Source organism: Streptomyces carpinensis (genome assembly GCF_002154505.1).
GTDB classification, from domain to species: Bacteria; Actinomycetota; Actinomycetes; order Streptomycetales; family Streptomycetaceae; genus Streptomyces; species Streptomyces carpinensis.
This window is the reverse complement of the sequence record NZ_MUBM01000081.1, coordinates 26,072-41,027: the sequence shown is the minus strand read 5'-3', so window position 1 is coordinate 41,027 and position 14,956 is coordinate 26,072. Positions and strand designations below refer to the sequence as shown.

Below are 14,956 nucleotides of genomic sequence, written 5' to 3'. Positions count from 1 at the left end.
GTTCGACGTCGTCCCCCAGCTGACGGCCGAAATCAGCAGCAGAGGCTGACCGAGTCCGCAAGCACGACAAGCGACAAAAATGATGCAGTCGGCCACCACCGTCGCGGTGCGGCCGACACTTCGCAAAGACTTGCCCTATCCAAAGAGCCTCACTGCCTGGTATCGCCTCATCGGTCAGACGCCGGGCCAGATTTCCCGCCGAAGATGCGCGCCTCTCAACGTGGCCATGGTCGACACAGCCGGGAAGTGGCCGTAATCGTCATGACCGCAACCCGAGCCGCTGACAGGCGTCCTTTCGAGAATGGAAGATCTCGTGATGATGGACACCCCTGCAGAGCGATCTGCGCCGTCCCAGGGAATCGCTGATGAGCTGAAGACGACCCCGGGGACGGACCCATGGAAGCAGCCCGACGTGTCAGACCTGGTGGTGGGCGTGCTCGGCGGCACCGGTGACCAGGGCCGCGGACTGGCCTACCGGCTGGCCCGGGCCGGCCAGAAAGTGATCATCGGCTCGCGCGCCGCCGAGCGCGCACAGGCCATCGCCGACGACCTGGCCCTCAGTATTGAGGGCGCTGAAAACGCCGAGTGCGCACGACGCAGCGACGTCGTGATCGTCGCCGTACCGTGGGAGGGCCACGCCAAGACCCTGGACGTCCTGCGCGATGATCTCGCTGGCAAGTTGGTGATCGACTGTGTCAACCCGCTGGGCTTCGACAAGAAGGGCGCGTACGCGATTCGCCCGGAGGAGGGCAGTGCCGCGGAGCAGGCGGCCGTGCTGCTCCCGGACTCGCGGGTCACGGCGGCCTTCCACCACCTGTCGGCCGTCCTGCTGCAAGACCCGGAGATCAACGAGATCGACACGGACGTGATGGTGCTCGGCGACACCCGCGCGGACACCGATATCGTACAAGCGTTGGCATCCCGCATCCCCGGCATGCGCGGCATCTACGCGGGACGGTTGCGCAATGCCCACCAGGTGGAGTCCCTGGTCGCGAACCTGATCTCGGTGAACCGCCGCTACAAGGCCCACGCGGGACTGCGCATGACCGACGTGTGAGCCCCGTCTCTCGGGTACTGTCGAACGCCAAGATCCAGCGCTGACGGTCGATCACTCCTACCGATCACGCCTCGATCGGCACGAACACCCGCCCGCGACCCACGCCAACCTCCCACCTCAGTTGGTCGATGCTCATTGCTGACCTTATTCGGAGTGTTGTCGGATGGTGGGTGAGGGTGAGTCCGGTGCCGGCAAGGCAGCTGTCGATGAGGTCGAGGCGAATATGGCGCAGGCCTCAACGGAGGGTGCGTTCGAGGTGTTTGTCGTCGGCGAACGCGACGTTGGCCAGTAAGCCGCGCCGTAACCATCCATGACCTTCAAATGGGGCCCGACTGTCCCTGCCTGTGGACGCCAAGGGCGGCAAGCAAGGACCAGGGGTTGCCGAAGCGGTACGGCAACGAGACCATCCGCGTCGCCCCGGACGGCGAGGTGAGCGTCAACTCCCCGCCCAGTTGGCGTATCTGGCGAACGCCCCGCACGGGGGTACGTGCTCACCGCGCGGCGCGCCGGGGGGCCGCAGCGGCGCGACCGCATCACCGCCAACCGTGCCGTGGCCTACCGCATCCACGAAGACGTGCTCCGGGGCCGCTGGTACCTCACCGCCTCCTGGATCATCCCGCGACCATCACCGTGCCGCTGGCGGCGGCCCGCGCGAAGGGGATGGTCGGGGGTCGGCACAGGCCCCGACCACCTCACCGCCTGGCGCCTCGATGCCCACGGCAACCCCCTCGGCGCGCCGCCGCGGTTCGCCTTCGACCTGTCCAGCACCGCCGAGCACCGTGACGCCCGGGTCCGCCACGCCCTCATTCACCTGCTGCACATCGCCAAGCGGCACGGCCTGGCGATCGCGGTCGAAGATCTCGACTTCGCGGCGGAGAAGACCCGCGAAGAGCACGGACGACGCAAGCGGTTCCGCAAGCTGATCTCCGGCATGCCCACCTCTCGGCTCCGGGCATGGCTGGTGTCGATGGCCGCCGAACTTCCCTCTCGTCGCTGTCGCCCCGCCTACACCTCGAAGTAGGGTACCTAGCACTGGCAGAAACCCCTCACCGGCCCGACACGCTGTGGCGAGCATCGCGATCGGCAGGCGCGCCCTCGGGTATCCGATCCGGCGACGGACGTCACCGCCCCTCGACGACCGGAGTGATCGTCGGAGGCACGGACCGCCCAGGCCCGACCAGATACCCGAGGGCGTGAGGGAACCCGCCCCCGCATCCCCGGACCACGGACACGATCCGTGTCACCGGACGCGGAGAAAAGCGGGCGCCCAGGACATCCAAACCGTTCGGGATGCCCCCAGTGACCAGGGACGGGTCCAAGATCCACCCTGCTCACTGATGAGGAACGGTGTCTGATCAGCCCAGGGCTCGGTCCCAGGGGATGACCTCTTCGAGTGCTTCGGGGAACTTTCGCTCCGCGTAGCGCATGCCTTCCAGAATGTGCTGGTACATGCGCTCCTGAGCCGCGTCGGGATCACGGGCCTGCAGCGCGTCGAAGATGTTCTCGTGCGCCTTCAGGGTCGCTTTGCGGCGGTTGCTCGGATAATTGATGCCGAGGATCGTGCCGTCCATGATGCCGGCCAGGGAGTCGAGCATGTAGCCGAACAGCGGGTTGCCCGACGACCACGCGATGATGTCGTGGAACCGCTTGTTGGCCTCGAGGAACGAATGCTGGTCGTCAGTGCGCATCTGCTCGATCGTCTCGTGCAGCTCGGCGAGCGATTCGTCACTCATGCGCTGGGCGGCGAGGTTGCTGATCATCGGCTCGAGCGCGGTACGGGCCTCCATGATGGCCCGGAACGGCGCGTCCTTCAGCTGCATCAGCAGGACCAGCGTGCTGGCCAGATGTGAGGCATCGGGGTCCAGCAGCACCGGCCCGCCGCCCGGGCCGGGCTTCAGGGCGATGACGCCTTGGAACTCCAGCAGGCGCAGGGCCTCGCGCAACGTGCCGCGCCCGGCCTCGTACTTCTCGAGCATCACACGCTCCGGCGGGAGCAGATCCCCCGGTTTGAGGTGCGTGCGCACCACGTCCCGCATGATCTGCTGCGCCACCAACATGGCCGCCTTCGGCGCCCGGTTCGCCCCCGCGATCACGCTGCACCGCCAAGACGAGCATCTGCGATGTCCGGCATGCCTGTCGGCCCTCCGATAACTCGTGAATGATGTATAAGAACATCAAGTATAGGCGAGCGGAACTGCTTCAGCGGTCGTTACACGGATACCGTCCAGCTGCCGGAGCTGCACAGCAGGGCAGCCAGGTCGCCAGGGCCGCGCTCGGCAACGGCGGCCTCCATCTGCTCGGCCGTGAGGGTGTCGTAGACCGGCCACTCCGCGGACCGGAACACCCCGATGGGCGTGTGGTGGAGGGTGTCCGGATCGGCCAGCCGGGACAGGGCGAACGCCGTCGTGAGCGAGGCGGAGTGCGCGTCGTGGACCAGGACGTCGGCCTCGTTCTCCGCAGACGCCGTGACCACCTTCAGATCTGCGCTGGCCGGGTCCCGCACCGCGCCCCGGCGCCCCGCCGCAGCGGATCGGCTGCCCGTGCTCGAGGCGGATCAGGACCTCACAGCGCGATGACGTAGTAGAGGGCAAAGGGCAACGCGGGCCGACAGCAAAGGGGCCCGCTTCTCGGACCGCCACACCGACAGCGGCCTCGGCCCCGTCCGCTACGGCATCGCCCCGCCGTCTCGACGACGTTGCCTACGGCACCGGCGTCTGGGTCTCCGCCGTCAGGGGACGTTCCGCCGCCGCCCTGCGCCCCCGCATGGTCGCCCGTGCCCGCCGCAAGTCCCGGAGCACGCCGGCCACAACGTCCGAGCGAGGGTCCTGACACGACATGCCGGAAGCGAGACCACGATCGTGGTCTCGCTTCCCTGAACCGGAGTCTGCCGCGCCGTCACTTCAGCGCTTACAGCGTTCCCCGTCCGGCGGCCGTAGTCGAAAAGCGCTCGGTCATTGCCGCCGTATGCTCGGCCGACTACATGTCGTCGGTTCCCCGTGGGCCGCGCAGCGAGTGGAACTCACCGCATCCTCCTGAAGAGCGCGGCTAGCGCCTGCCCTCCGCCAATGCACATCGTGACGACCCCGAGCTCGAGGTCTCGGCGGATCAGGTCCTTGGCCACCCGCAGGGACAGGATCGCGCCGGTCGCACCCACCGGGTGGCCGAGCGCGATCGCGCCGCCATAGGGGTTGGTCTTTTCCGGGTCCAGCTTGGCGTCGCGGATCACCGCCACCGCCTGGGAGGCGAACGCCTCGTTCAGTTCGATCGTGTCGATGTCACGGGGTGTGGTGCCGGTCTGCGCGAACAGTTTCCGCAGCGCCAGCACCGGCGCATATCCCATCAGCTCGGGCTCCATCGCCGCGGTCGCCACGGCCTCGAGCGATACCAGGCCGGTCAGACCGCGGTCCCTGGCCACCGACTCCCGAGCCAGCACCACCGCGGCGGCACCGTCGTTGATGCCTGAGGCGTTGCCCGCGGTGACCGTACCGTCCTTGGCGAACGCCGGCCGCAGCTTCGCCAGGGTCTCCGACGTCGTACCAGGCCTGGGGTGCTCGTCCTCGGTCACCGTGAACGGCTTGCGGCCCCCGACCTCGACCGGGACGATTTCCTCGGTGAATGCCTCCTTCGCCGCCTGCGTCGCCGCCCGCCGCTGGGACTCCGCCGCGAACTCGTCCTGCTGCTGGCGCGACACGTCGTACTTCGCGGCCACGTTCTCCGCAGTGACACCCATGTGGATCTCGTGGAACGGATCGGTGAGCATCATCACCGTGCCGTCCACCAGCTTGCGGTCGCCGAGCCGGTAACCCGAGCGCGCGTCGAAGTCGTAGAACGGCATCCGGGTCATCGACTCGTCCCCGCCGGCCAGGGCGAAGTCCACCCCGCCCCAACGCATCTGCATCGCCGCAGACCAGATCGCCTGCAGGCCGCTTCCGCAGAGCCGGTTCACCGTGTACGCCGGCACGTTCTTCGGCAGCCCCGCCGCGATCGCCACCCGCCGGGCGTTGTAGGCATCCGGGCCGGCCTGGCCGATACAGCCCATCACGACCTCGTCGATGTCCTCGGCGGCGACACCGGCACGCTTGAGCGCCTCCTTCGATGCGGTCGCGCCCAGCTCGAAGCCGGGCACGTCCTTGAACACCCCGCCGAAACTCCCGATCGGAGTCCGGGCCCCGTCGACAACGACGATCTTCTCTGCGTCAGCCATGTCCGTATCCCATCCTGTTGCGTGCGCTGTCCGGCATGAACCGTCAGCAAAGAGAGTCGACGACCGCGTGCAGGTCATCGAGGATCGTAGGGCGCCACCAGCCGGCCTTCGTGACGGAATCCGTCACACCGAAGGCGGCGAACATGCGCCGTCATCACCCGCTACCGCGGCGGGAGGGGTGCGAAGCCCGGAGTGCGCTTCTCGGCCCGGGCGGCGAGTGCCTCAGCCAGGTCGTCGCCGCCGAAGGAGGCGTTCATCAGGGCGAGGGTGTGGTCGAGCGCCTCGGCGCGTGGCCGCTCCAGATCGCCCCAGACCTGGGACTTGATGGCGGCGAGCGAGGCCGGTGAGCAGTGCGCGGCCAGGTCTGCGGCGTGGTCCACCGCCCGGGCCAGCAGTTCCTCCGGTTCGGTGACCTGGTGGACCAGGCCGATCCGGGCTGCCTCCCCCGCGTCGATGGTGCGGCCGGAAAGCAGGAGGTCGAGGGCGTGCTGGGTACCGATGACCCTTGGCAGCAGCCAGGACGTACCGTACTCGGCGACCAGCCCCAGCCGGGCGAAGCTGGTGCTGATGGAGGCGGTCCGCGAGGCATAGCGGATATCGCTGCCGAGCATGTAGGCGAAGCCGATGCCGGCGACGGGGCCGTTGATGGCGGCGATCACCGGCTTGCGCAGCCGCAGCGCGAGGTCGGGAAGGTCCTCGGTGGCGGGAATGAAGTCGCGGATGGCGTCCGCGCCCTGACGTAGGACGCCGAGATCGGCTCCGGCGCAGAAACCTCGCCCGGCCCCGGTGACGACGATGGCACGGACGTCCGGATCGGCGTCGGCCTCGCGCAGTGCGGCAGCGTAGGCAACGGCCATCGAGCGGGTCACGGCGTTGAGTACCTGGGGGCGGTTGAGGGTGATGACCGCCACCCCCCGCTCGTGGTGGACCAGGACGGTCTCCTCGTCGGTGGCCGTGGTCTCGGCCGCGGTGCTCTGGACAGTGGTCATCGGGGCGCCTCCCTGGCAGTGCAGACACGTCAACTACCCGGCCCCGGATTCACGAAGGGCCCTCGTCGTCCACGCCACAGACTTCGGGCATAGACAGAAGATGTTGACATGATAGTGTTAATGATACGCATCAATATATGGGACGGAGGATCGATGAGCACCAGCGAAACGCCTGTCAAGCAGCTCGACCGCGTGGTCATCCGCTTCGCCGGAGACTCCGGCGACGGCATGCAGCTCACCGGTGACCGGTTCACCCAGGAGTCGGCCGTCTTCGGCAACGACCTGGTCACGCTGCCCAACTTCCCCGCGGAGATCCGCGCCCCGCAGGGCACGTTGCCGGGGGTTTCGTCGTTCCAGGTGCACGTCGCCGACCACAACATCCTCACGCCTGGCGACGCCCCCGACGTACTGGTGGCGATGAATCCGGCGGCGCTCAGGGCCAACCTCGCCGACCTTCGACCAGGTGCGACGATCATCGTCGACACGCATGAATTCACCGCGCGCAACCTGCAGAAGGCGGGGTACGCCGCCGACCCGCTCGCGACGCTCGAGGAGCCGGGCAACGCGCTCGAGGCGTTCCAGGTCCACCCGGTCAACCTGACCGGCATGACCGTCGAGGCGGTCAAGGAGTTCGGGATCTCACGCAAGGACGCCGCCCGAGCGAAGAACATGTTCGCCCTCGGCCTGCTCTCGTGGCTCTATGGCCGCCCCACGGAACCGACCGTCACCTTCCTTGAGCGTCGTTTCGCGAAGGCACCCGCGATCCGTGACGCCAACCTCACCGCCTTCCGGGCCGGGTGGAACTTCGGCGAGACGACCGAGACCTTCGCGATCACCTACGCCGTCAAGCCTGCGCCGATGCAGCCTGGCCGCTATCGCAACATCACCGGCAACCTCGCTCTGGCCTACGGACTCGTCGCCGCTGGCGTGCGCTCCGGCCTGCCTGTTTTCCTCGGCTCCTACCCGATCACACCGGCGTCGGACATCCTCCACGAGTTGAGCAAGCACAAGGCCCTGGGGGTCACGACCTTCCAGGCCGAGGACGAGATCGCCGGCGTCGGATCGGCGATCGGCGCCTCCTTCGCCGGCGCGCTCGGGGTCACCACGACCTCCGGCCCCGGCGTCGCGCTGAAGTCCGAGGCGATCGGCCTCGCCGTGATGACCGAACTGCCGCTGGTCGTCGTCGACGTCCAGCGCGGTGGCCCCTCGACCGGCCTGCCGACCAAGACCGAGCAGTCCGACCTGCTCCAGGCCATGTTCGGCCGCAACGGCGACGCACCGGTACCGGTCATCGCTCCGCAGTCGCCGGGCGACTGCTTCGACGCGGCCATCGAGGCTGCACGGATCGCGGTGACGTACCGGACGCCGGTGATGCTGCTCTCCGACGGCTACCTGGCCAACGGCTCGGCACCGTGGCGCATCCCCGCGGTCGACGGCCTGCCCGCGATCGAGCCCGGCTTCGCCACCGGACCCAACCACACGAAGGCCGACGGAACCGAGGAGTTCTGGCCCTACCTCCGCGACGATGAGACGTTGGCCCGCCCCTGGGCGATCCCGGGCACCGCGGGCCTGGAGCATCGCATCGGCGGGCTGGAGAAGGGCGACGGCCACGGGGACATCTCCTACGATCCGGCCAATCATGACCTGATGACCCGCACCCGCGCGGCGAAGATCGCGCGGATCGCCGACTCGTTGCCGCCGCTCGTCGTCGACGATCCCTCCGGATGCTCGAACGTTCTCGTGGTCGGCTGGGGCTCGACGTACGGACCCATCGGCGCCGCGGTCCGCCAGGTCCGTGCGGCCGGAGGCAAGGTGGCGCAAGTCCACCTTCGCCACCTGAACCCCTTTCCGAAGGACCTCGGCGAGATCCTGCGCTCGTACGACAGGGTGCTGGTGCCGGAGATGAACATGGGCCAGCTCTCGCTCCTGCTGCGCGGCACCTACCTCGTCGACGCGATCGGTTTCAACGTCGTACGGGGCCTGCCCATCAAGGCCGCCGAACTCGCCGACACCATCCACGAACTCATCGACGCCGCGTCCGACACCCCCTCCCGCCGAGAGGCCCTCCGATGACCTACGTGATTGCCCAGCCCTGCGTGGACGTCCGCGACCGCGCCTGCGTCGACGAGTGCCCCGTCGACTGCATCTACCAGGGTGAGCGCATGCTCTACATCCAGCCCGACGAGTGCGTCGACTGCGGTGCCTGCGAGCCGGTCTGCCCGGCGGAGGCGATCTTCTACGCCGACGACGTCCCCGACGAGTGGACCGACTACATCGCGATCAACGCCGAGGTCTTCGACGGCCTCGGGCAGCCCGGCGGCGCCGGCAACCACGGCCCGCTGGGCGCCGACCACCCGCGGATCCAGGCGCTGGAGACGGAAGGAGCAGGAGCATGACCCTGCAGGACCTCGACATCCCGCGGCTCCGCGGTCTCGACCTGGTCCCCACCTCGTCGGACAAGCAGACCGCCCGGGACTACTCCTCCGACCAGGAGGTGCGCTGGTGCCCCGGCTGTGGTGACTACGCCGTGCTCAAGGCCGTCCAGAGCTTCCTGCCCGACCTCGGGCTGCGCCGGGAGAACATCGTCTTCGTCTCCGGCATCGGCTGCTCCTCGCGCTTCCCGTACTACCTCGACACCTACGGAATGCACTCGATCCACGGCCGCGCCCCGTCGATCGCAACCGGCATCGCCACCGCACGCGAGGACCTCTCGGTGTGGGTCGTCACCGGTGACGGCGACGCGCTCTCGATCGGCGGCAACCACCTGGTCCACGCGCTGCGCCGCAACGTCAACATGACGATCCTGCTGTTCAACAACCGGATCTACGGCCTGACCAAGGGGCAGTACTCCCCCACCTCGGAGGCCGGCAAGGTCACCAAGTCGACCCCGGTCGGCTCGATCGACCACCCGTTCAACCCGGTCTCACTGGCCCTGGGCGCCGAGGCGACCTTCGTGGCCCGCACGATCGACTCCGACCGCAAGCACCTCACCTCGGTGCTCTCGGCCGCGGCAGCCCACCGCGGCACCGCCCTGGTGGAGATCTACCAGAACTGCCCGATCTTCAACGACGGCGCCTTCGACGCCGTCAAGGACGGTGACACCAAGGCCGACGCGATCGTCCCGCTGGTCCATGGCGAGCCGATCGCCTTCGGGACCGGCGGTTCGAAGGGACTCGTCCGCGACTCGCTGACCGGTGGCGTGAAGGTAGCCCTCGTCGCCGAAGTCGGGATCGAGAACGTGCTGGTCCACGACGCGCACAACTCCGACCCGACGATGGCCTTCGCGATCTCGCGACTCACCGACGGCGGCGTGCTGCGCCAGGCGCCCATCGGGATCTTCCGGCAGGTCGAGCGTCCGACCTACGACGACCAGGCCCGGGCGCAGGTTGCGGCCACGCGGGCGGCGACGGCGCCGGACCAGACGCCCGAGGCCCAGCTGGCCGCGCTGCTCGGCGGTGGTGACACCTGGACGGTCGGCTGAGACGACGGCGGGCAGGGGCCGTCAGGAGCGGCCCCGCGATCAACCTGCTGCCCCACGTCATCACGCCCGCCCCGGCCTGTGTCATAGGGCGGCGCTGACACCAACGGCCCGGCCGGACTGTGCGACAAATCCGGTCCGGCCGGGCGTCCAAGCCCGATCCGACGCCGGCCCGTACGGGCCGGCGTCGGATCGACACCACGAAAAGCGGCGTGGGACGCCGATGCATCGGTGTCCCACGCCGCTTTCGTCGGTCTCAGTCCAGGAGGGACTTTGCGAGCGCGTAGGCCTGCCGGGTCGCGAAGACGAGGCGCCTGGGGGCGTAGGCGTCCCCGAGCACGTGCAGATGCGGCACTCTGCCCAGGAGCTCGGCGTGGAGCGAGGCGTCCGAGTCGCCTCCGCAGGACAGTACGACGCTGTCGTAACCGGAGAGCTCTTCGCTGAGGCGGGAGTAGATGTTGCGCACCGTCACCGAGTCGGCCGAGATCCGCACCACCTCCTCGTGGTGCCGGAACACCACTTCCTGACGGTAGAGCCGGGCCAGGATCCCCCCAGTGATGTAGCGACCGAGCAGCTGCGCCGGCTGTGCGGGTCCATAGACGAGCGTCACCTCGTGACCGCGGGCACTGAGGGTGTCGGCAAGGCTCAGCGGCGGCAGGTGGTCGTCCTGGGCGACGACCAGCACCCGCCGGCCGACGTCGGCCGCTCCGCGCAGCACCTCCCGGCTCTGCACCACGTGCGGCAGATCGACGCCGTCGATCCGGGGCCGGTGTGCGGTCGCGCCGGTGGCGATCGCGACCAGGTCCACGCCCGCGGCGATCACGTCGTCGGCCGTCGCCCGGTGGCCCAGCCGGACCTCGACCCCGCTCCGCTCCAGCCGGGCCGCCTGCCAGCCGAGGTAGCGGGAGTACTGCTCGTAGCTGCGCGCCTGAGCGGCGATCCGCAGCTGGCCGCCGAGTTCCTGGTCGGCTTCCCACAGCTCCACGGAGTGACCGCTCTCGGCGGCCAGGCCGGCGAGTTCCATACCGGCGGGTCCGCCGCCGACGACCAGGAGCCGCCGCGGACGCGCCGCCCTCCCCCATCGTCCGTTCACCTCGCTGCCGACGTGCGGGTTCACCGCGCAACCGAAGGGCAGTCCCTCGGCGTACTGCCTGCTGATGCAGTCGTTCCCGCCGACGCACGGCCGGATCTCCTCGCGCCGTCCCGCACGCGCCTTGGTCAGCAGGTCCCGTTCCGCGATGTAGGCGCGGGCCATGCCGACCACGTCCGCGTGGCCGGAGGCGAGCACCTGCTCCGCCACGTCGATGGAGTTGACCCGCCCGGCGTAGACGACGGGGAGGGACACCGCCTTGCGGACCTGACCGGCCAGTTCGGCCCACTGGGCGGGTTCGTAGAACTGCGGCTGGATGTAGCTGGGGTCGCCCCACGGCGAGCCGATGACCGCGTGGAGGAAGTCGATGAGCCCGGTCGACTCGAGGTACTGCGCGATCACCAGCCCGTCGCCGGTGTCGAAGCCGCCCGGCACCTCCTGGCGCATGTTGAGACGGACACCGAGCGTCATGTCGGTGCCGATCTCGTCACGGACGGCGGCGAGGGTCTCCACCGCGAACCGGGCGCGGTTCTCCAGCGAACCGCCGTACTCGTCGTCCCGGTCGTTGGTGTACGGCGACAGGAACCACTCGAGCAGGTCGTCGTGGTTGAGGTGCAGTTCGATGCCGTCCAGCCCGGCCTTGCGGGCCTGACGGGCGGAGAACCGGTACTCGTCGACGTACTCCTTGATGTCGCCGCGTGTCATCACGTGCGGACGGGAGTTGTAGATCGGCGCGCTCAGCCGGCTGCCGGGGGAATGCGGGACACCGCCGATCACGGTTAGCTGGGAGGTCACCACCGCGCCGGCGTCGTGCAGCACCTTGACCAGCTGCTGGACGCGTTCGACGTAGTTCGGCTGCCGGTAGCTGCCGATCGTCTCCGCGCCGTACCCGTGCGTCTCGAAGCCGGGGATGACCGGGTTCCGCACCCGGCCGCGGACACCGTCGATCCAGGACGCACCGTCCCGTGCCCGTGACTCCCAGTAGGCGATGTGCCGGGCCGCCTGTTCCTCGGTACCCCACAGGTTTCCGATCGCAGACCCGTGCGGCGGCACCATGATCCTGTTGCGTAGGTGCATCGTGCCGATGCGGATCGGCCGGAACACGTGCGGGTATGCCGAGTCCGTGCCGTCGGCCTCGTTCGAGGGTCGGTCGGGAAGAAGGGTCATCGTTGAGCCTCCCTGGTTCGAGCTTGTCCACAGGCGTGACACGTGGGAAATCGGTTGCGCTCCGTCAACCGGAGCGCGGGGCTCTGCTCCGGGAAGCGCGGGCACGCCGGGTCGATCCGGCCTACCCGCGCTCCGCGCCGGGCGCCGCCGGTCAGGGGCGCGCATGCTCGGGTTCGCCGGCGGGCAGGCCTGCGGCCTGCCACCCGCCGTCGACGGGGACGACGGCTCCGTTGACGTAGCTCGCGCCGGGTGAAGCCAGGAACTCCACCACGTCGGCGATCTCCTCGGGGCGGCCCGTACGCGCCATCGGAATGCGGTCGAGGTACTGTGCCGCGGACGCGTGCCCGGAGGCGATCATGTCCTGCTGCAGCTGCGTCGAGATGGCGCCGGGGGCCACCGCGTTCACCCGGACCCCGGAACTCGCCCACTCCACGGCCAGGGCCCGGACCAACCCCTCGACTCCCGCCTTGGCCGCGCAGTACGCGGCGCGACCGCCGAAACCGAACCTGGCGTTGATCGACGAGACCGCGACCACGCTGCCGCCCGGAGCCAGGTACCGGTAGGCGGTCCGCGCCCCCAGGAAGACGGCCGTCAGGTCGACGCTCAGCAGCCGGTCCCACTGCTCCACCGGAAACTCCGCCGAGGCGCCGGGGCCGGTAATGCCCGCGTTGGCGACGAAGGCGTGCAGCCTGCCGCCGACGGCGACCTGCTCGCACGCGGCGGCCACCACCGACTCGTCGCCGACGTCTCCGACGACGGCGCGGTGGCCCTCTCCGGGCAGCGACTCGATCGTGGCCCGGAGTCCGTCCGCGTCGCGGTCGATCCCGGCCACAGGATGTCCGGCGGCCGCGAAGTGGTGCGCGATCGCCGCGCCGATGCCGCGGCCGGCCCCGGTCACGACTACCCCCGGGCGGTCGCCGTCCCGGCTCCCGGAGCCGCCCCACGCGGTGTCCGAGGCCGGGAGGGGCACCACCCGGTCCACTGAGATCCGCTTGTGGCAGATGAGCAGGCCTGTATCGGCTCGGACCAGGCTGTCACGGTAGCGTCCGACCACCATCCGGGTGCCTGCGCGGTCGAACATCAACGCCGTGAAGTACGCGCGGACGACGGTCTCGTCGTGCTCCTCGGCCACCAGCACGTTCGTGACGCTGTGCTGGCTGCCTTCCATGTCCTGCCCGCCGAACTCCCGGTAGACGTCGAGGAATCCCTCGCGCCCCTGCCGGACGCCGTCGACGCGGGTCATCAGCACATCGTCGGTGACCAGGGCGGCCAGGGTGTCGAGGTCTCGCTCGTCGACGGCCCGGGCGTAGCGGTTGAGCACTTCGGCGGCCTCAGCGGCCGATATGGGCGCGCCGCTCACTTGGCCTCCAGTCGACGGGTCATGTGTACGTCCTCCCTGTTCAAGGTCCTGCTCGCTTCGAGCGATGACGCTGTACCGGGCTCCCGGTGACCGGGGGCTCGGCGGTGCTCTGCCGGCTACTGCGCCCGGCTCCTCGACTGTTCGGGTCGGTGCCGTCGGATCACTGCGTCCGGAACTCCGGCGGTCAGCTCAATCCGGTTCCGGCTCGCGGGTGGGTGCGACCCATTTCAAGATCTATTATATTGTTTAGTATAGATTCGCTGCGGACTTGTTGGCCGGTCCGCAGCCCGGGGGTTGCCCCGAGCCGCGGACCGGACTTCCCGGCCCGGATTGCCTGCCCTCAGGATCGCTGCGCTAGGGCTGCCCAGCCTTGGACAGCATCACTTCCTTGCTGCCGTCCCACTGCACGAGCACCCCGGGCAACCGCAGGTCACGGTTGACGAAGCTCAGGGTGCCCTGCGCGCCCTCGAAGCCAGCCTGGGCGACCTTGTCGAGAGCCTTCTGCAGCTCCTGCCGGTCGGCGCTTCCGGCCTCCTTGAGGGCCCGCGCGATCAGCCAGACCGAGTCATAGGCCTCGGCCGCGTAGTCGAGCGGTTCCTCACCGTACTTCTTCTTGTACGCGGCGACGAACTTCTGCGAGCCGGGATCGTCCTGCGCGGGGTTGAAGTCGGTCGCCCAGACCACGCCCACGCCGTCCTTGCCCGCCGACTTCAGGTTGTTGCCGCCGGACGACTGGTTGCCGAACACCTCACCGGTGAAACCGGCCTGGCGCAGCTGGGTCATGGCGGCGGGGTTCTGCGAGCCGACCAGCAGCAGTACTGCCGCGTCCGGCTTCGTGGCGACCAGCTTGGAGATCGGCGAGGCAAAGTCTTGCGTCGAGAGCTGAACGGAGCTGGTGGCCTTGATCTTGAAGCCGTACTTGGCCGCCATGTCCGGGATCGTCTTGGTCGCGAGTTCGGCGATGGTCGGCGAACCCGCGTTGTAGAGGATCGAGACGGACTTGACGTTCTTCTTCTGCATGTACGGCCCGACGTTGGCCGCATAGAACGAGGGCTGGGGCGCCGTGACCCGGTAGATGTAGTCCCCCACCAGGATGCCGTCGCTCGCCGCCTGCACGAACACGGTCGGCGTCTTGCCCTTCTGTGCAAGCGGGGCGACGGCCGCTGCCTGCTGGCTCGACAGCGGTCCGGAGATCACGGAGTACTTCTTGTTCGCGATTCCCTGCGAGGCCAGGCTCGCCGCGGTCTGCGCGTTGTAACCGCTGTCCTGCGTGTCCACCTTGATGGTCGTGGACCCCAGGAACTTCTGCTTGTTGACCTCCTCGACAGCTAGCTGCAGCCCCTTCTCGCCGGAGGTACCGGCGAACGCCACCGCACCGGTCATCTCCTTGATCGACAGAATGTGCACTGTTGCCGGAAGCCCCCCTCCCGCGACCGCTCCTCCCGAATCGGAGCCGCAGGCGGACATCGTCAGAGCGATCACCGCAGCCACTGCCCCTGCGGCCATACCTCTGCGCTTGAACATCAAACCTCCCAGGTTATGGAGCCCAGGTACTTTTCATGATGTTGCTGATATTTCCGCGGGACGCTTTCGCGCCCCGCGGACTGTCGG

10 protein-coding genes and 3 pseudogenes are annotated in these 14,956 nt (G+C 68.9%); 5 read left to right on the top strand and 8 right to left on the bottom strand.

The features are described from left to right. Nucleotides 1–301 precede the first annotated feature (301 nt). Nucleotides 302–1,057 (top strand): NADPH-dependent F420 reductase, encoded by a 756-nt coding sequence (gene npdG, locus BZY54_RS11785; protein ID WP_244217105.1) that lies wholly within the window; start codon nucleotides 302–304, stop codon nucleotides 1,055–1,057. A gap of 148 nt (nucleotides 1,058–1,205) precedes the next feature. Here npdG and BZY54_RS55350 read toward each other — a convergent pair. Beyond that, nucleotides 1,206–1,361: pseudogene (locus tag BZY54_RS55350) on the bottom strand (IS630 family transposase); the annotation flags it as partial. An 80-nt stretch (nucleotides 1,362–1,441) separates the two neighbouring features. Here BZY54_RS55350 and BZY54_RS53060 point away from each other — a divergent pair. Next, nucleotides 1,442–2,412 (top strand): annotated as a pseudogene (locus BZY54_RS53060) (IS200/IS605 family accessory protein TnpB-related protein); the annotation flags it as partial. Here BZY54_RS53060 and BZY54_RS11775 read toward each other — a convergent pair. From BZY54_RS11775 to BZY54_RS11760, 4 genes and pseudogenes are all read right to left on the bottom strand, one after another. Further along, the gene (locus BZY54_RS11775) at nucleotides 2,413–3,108 is read right to left on the bottom strand and encodes a FadR/GntR family transcriptional regulator (RefSeq protein ID WP_208640626.1); all 696 of its coding nucleotides are present in this window, start codon (nucleotides 3,106–3,108) and stop codon (nucleotides 2,413–2,415) included. It lies immediately after the preceding pseudogene. A gap of 158 nt (nucleotides 3,109–3,266) precedes the next feature. Next, nucleotides 3,267–3,621, bottom strand: a pseudogene (locus tag BZY54_RS11770) (2-oxoacid:ferredoxin oxidoreductase subunit beta); the annotation flags it as partial. Nucleotides 3,622–4,076: 455 nt separating this feature from the next. Next, nucleotides 4,077–5,261: a thiolase family protein gene (locus BZY54_RS11765; protein WP_086725117.1), complete on the bottom strand. Its 1,185-nt coding sequence runs from the start codon at nucleotides 5,259–5,261 to the stop codon at nucleotides 4,077–4,079. 161 nt (nucleotides 5,262–5,422) lie between these two features. Further along, nucleotides 5,423–6,250, bottom strand: a complete 828-nt coding sequence (locus tag BZY54_RS11760) for an enoyl-CoA hydratase-related protein (RefSeq protein WP_086725116.1) — start codon at nucleotides 6,248–6,250, stop codon at nucleotides 5,423–5,425. A 120-nt stretch (nucleotides 6,251–6,370) separates the two neighbouring features. Between BZY54_RS11760 and BZY54_RS11755 the strand changes: the two genes are divergently transcribed. Genes BZY54_RS11755 through BZY54_RS11745 form a run of 3 tightly spaced genes read left to right on the top strand, consistent with a single transcriptional unit; the run spans nucleotide 6,371 to nucleotide 9,731 of the window. Beyond that, nucleotides 6,371–8,323, top strand: coding sequence for a 2-oxoacid:acceptor oxidoreductase subunit alpha (locus BZY54_RS11755; RefSeq protein ID WP_244217106.1), 1,953 nt, complete (start codon nucleotides 6,371–6,373; stop codon nucleotides 8,321–8,323). Then, nucleotides 8,320–8,646 carry a ferredoxin gene (fdxA, locus tag BZY54_RS11750; RefSeq protein ID WP_086725114.1) on the top strand — a complete coding sequence of 109 codons (327 nt, stop codon included), beginning with the start codon at nucleotides 8,320–8,322 and terminating at the stop codon, nucleotides 8,644–8,646. The genes BZY54_RS11755 and fdxA overlap by 4 nt, the downstream gene beginning before the upstream one ends. Continuing rightward, nucleotides 8,643–9,731: a 2-oxoacid:ferredoxin oxidoreductase subunit beta gene (locus tag BZY54_RS11745; RefSeq protein WP_086725113.1), complete on the top strand. Its 1,089-nt coding sequence runs from the start codon at nucleotides 8,643–8,645 to the stop codon at nucleotides 9,729–9,731. The genes fdxA and BZY54_RS11745 overlap by 4 nt, the downstream gene beginning before the upstream one ends. Before the next feature lie 253 nt (nucleotides 9,732–9,984). On the opposite strand, the gene BZY54_RS11740 is transcribed toward BZY54_RS11745, so the two are convergent. The 3 genes from BZY54_RS11740 to BZY54_RS11730 all read right to left on the bottom strand — a co-directional run bounded on the left by BZY54_RS11740 (nucleotide 9,985) and on the right by BZY54_RS11730 (nucleotide 14,812). After that, entirely contained in the window at nucleotides 9,985–11,985 is a 2,001-nt protein-coding gene (locus tag BZY54_RS11740; protein WP_086725112.1) for an oxidoreductase, read from the bottom strand. A gap of 151 nt (nucleotides 11,986–12,136) precedes the next feature. Next, complete coding sequence (locus BZY54_RS11735; protein ID WP_086725111.1) at nucleotides 12,137–13,345, bottom strand: SDR family oxidoreductase; 1,209 nt, start codon at nucleotides 13,343–13,345, stop codon at nucleotides 12,137–12,139. 354 nt (nucleotides 13,346–13,699) lie between these two features. After that, on the bottom strand, nucleotides 13,700–14,812 hold the full coding sequence (locus BZY54_RS11730; RefSeq protein WP_341868681.1) for an ABC transporter substrate-binding protein: 1,113 nt from the start codon (nucleotides 14,810–14,812) through the stop codon (nucleotides 13,700–13,702). Nucleotides 14,813–14,956 lie beyond the last annotated feature (144 nt).

Coding starts and splice junctions, on each gene's coding strand:
- BZY54_RS11730 (WP_341868681.1), bottom strand. CDS start 14,812: ATGTCCGCCTGCGGCTCCGATTCGGGAGGAGCGGTCGCGGGAGGGGGG.
- BZY54_RS11760 (WP_086725116.1), bottom strand. CDS start 6,250: ATGACCACTGTCCAGAGCACCGCGGCCGAGACCACGGCCACCGACGAG.
- BZY54_RS11745 (WP_086725113.1), top strand. CDS start 8,643: ATGACCCTGCAGGACCTCGACATCCCGCGGCTCCGCGGTCTCGACCTG.
- BZY54_RS11755 (WP_244217106.1), top strand. CDS start 6,371: ATGATACGCATCAATATATGGGACGGAGGATCGATGAGCACCAGCGAA.
- BZY54_RS11740 (WP_086725112.1), bottom strand. CDS start 11,985: ATGACCCTTCTTCCCGACCGACCCTCGAACGAGGCCGACGGCACGGAC.
- fdxA (WP_086725114.1), top strand. CDS start 8,320: ATGACCTACGTGATTGCCCAGCCCTGCGTGGACGTCCGCGACCGCGCC.
- npdG (WP_244217105.1), top strand. CDS start 302: ATGGAAGATCTCGTGATGATGGACACCCCTGCAGAGCGATCTGCGCCG.
- BZY54_RS11765 (WP_086725117.1), bottom strand. CDS start 5,261: ATGGCTGACGCAGAGAAGATCGTCGTTGTCGACGGGGCCCGGACTCCG.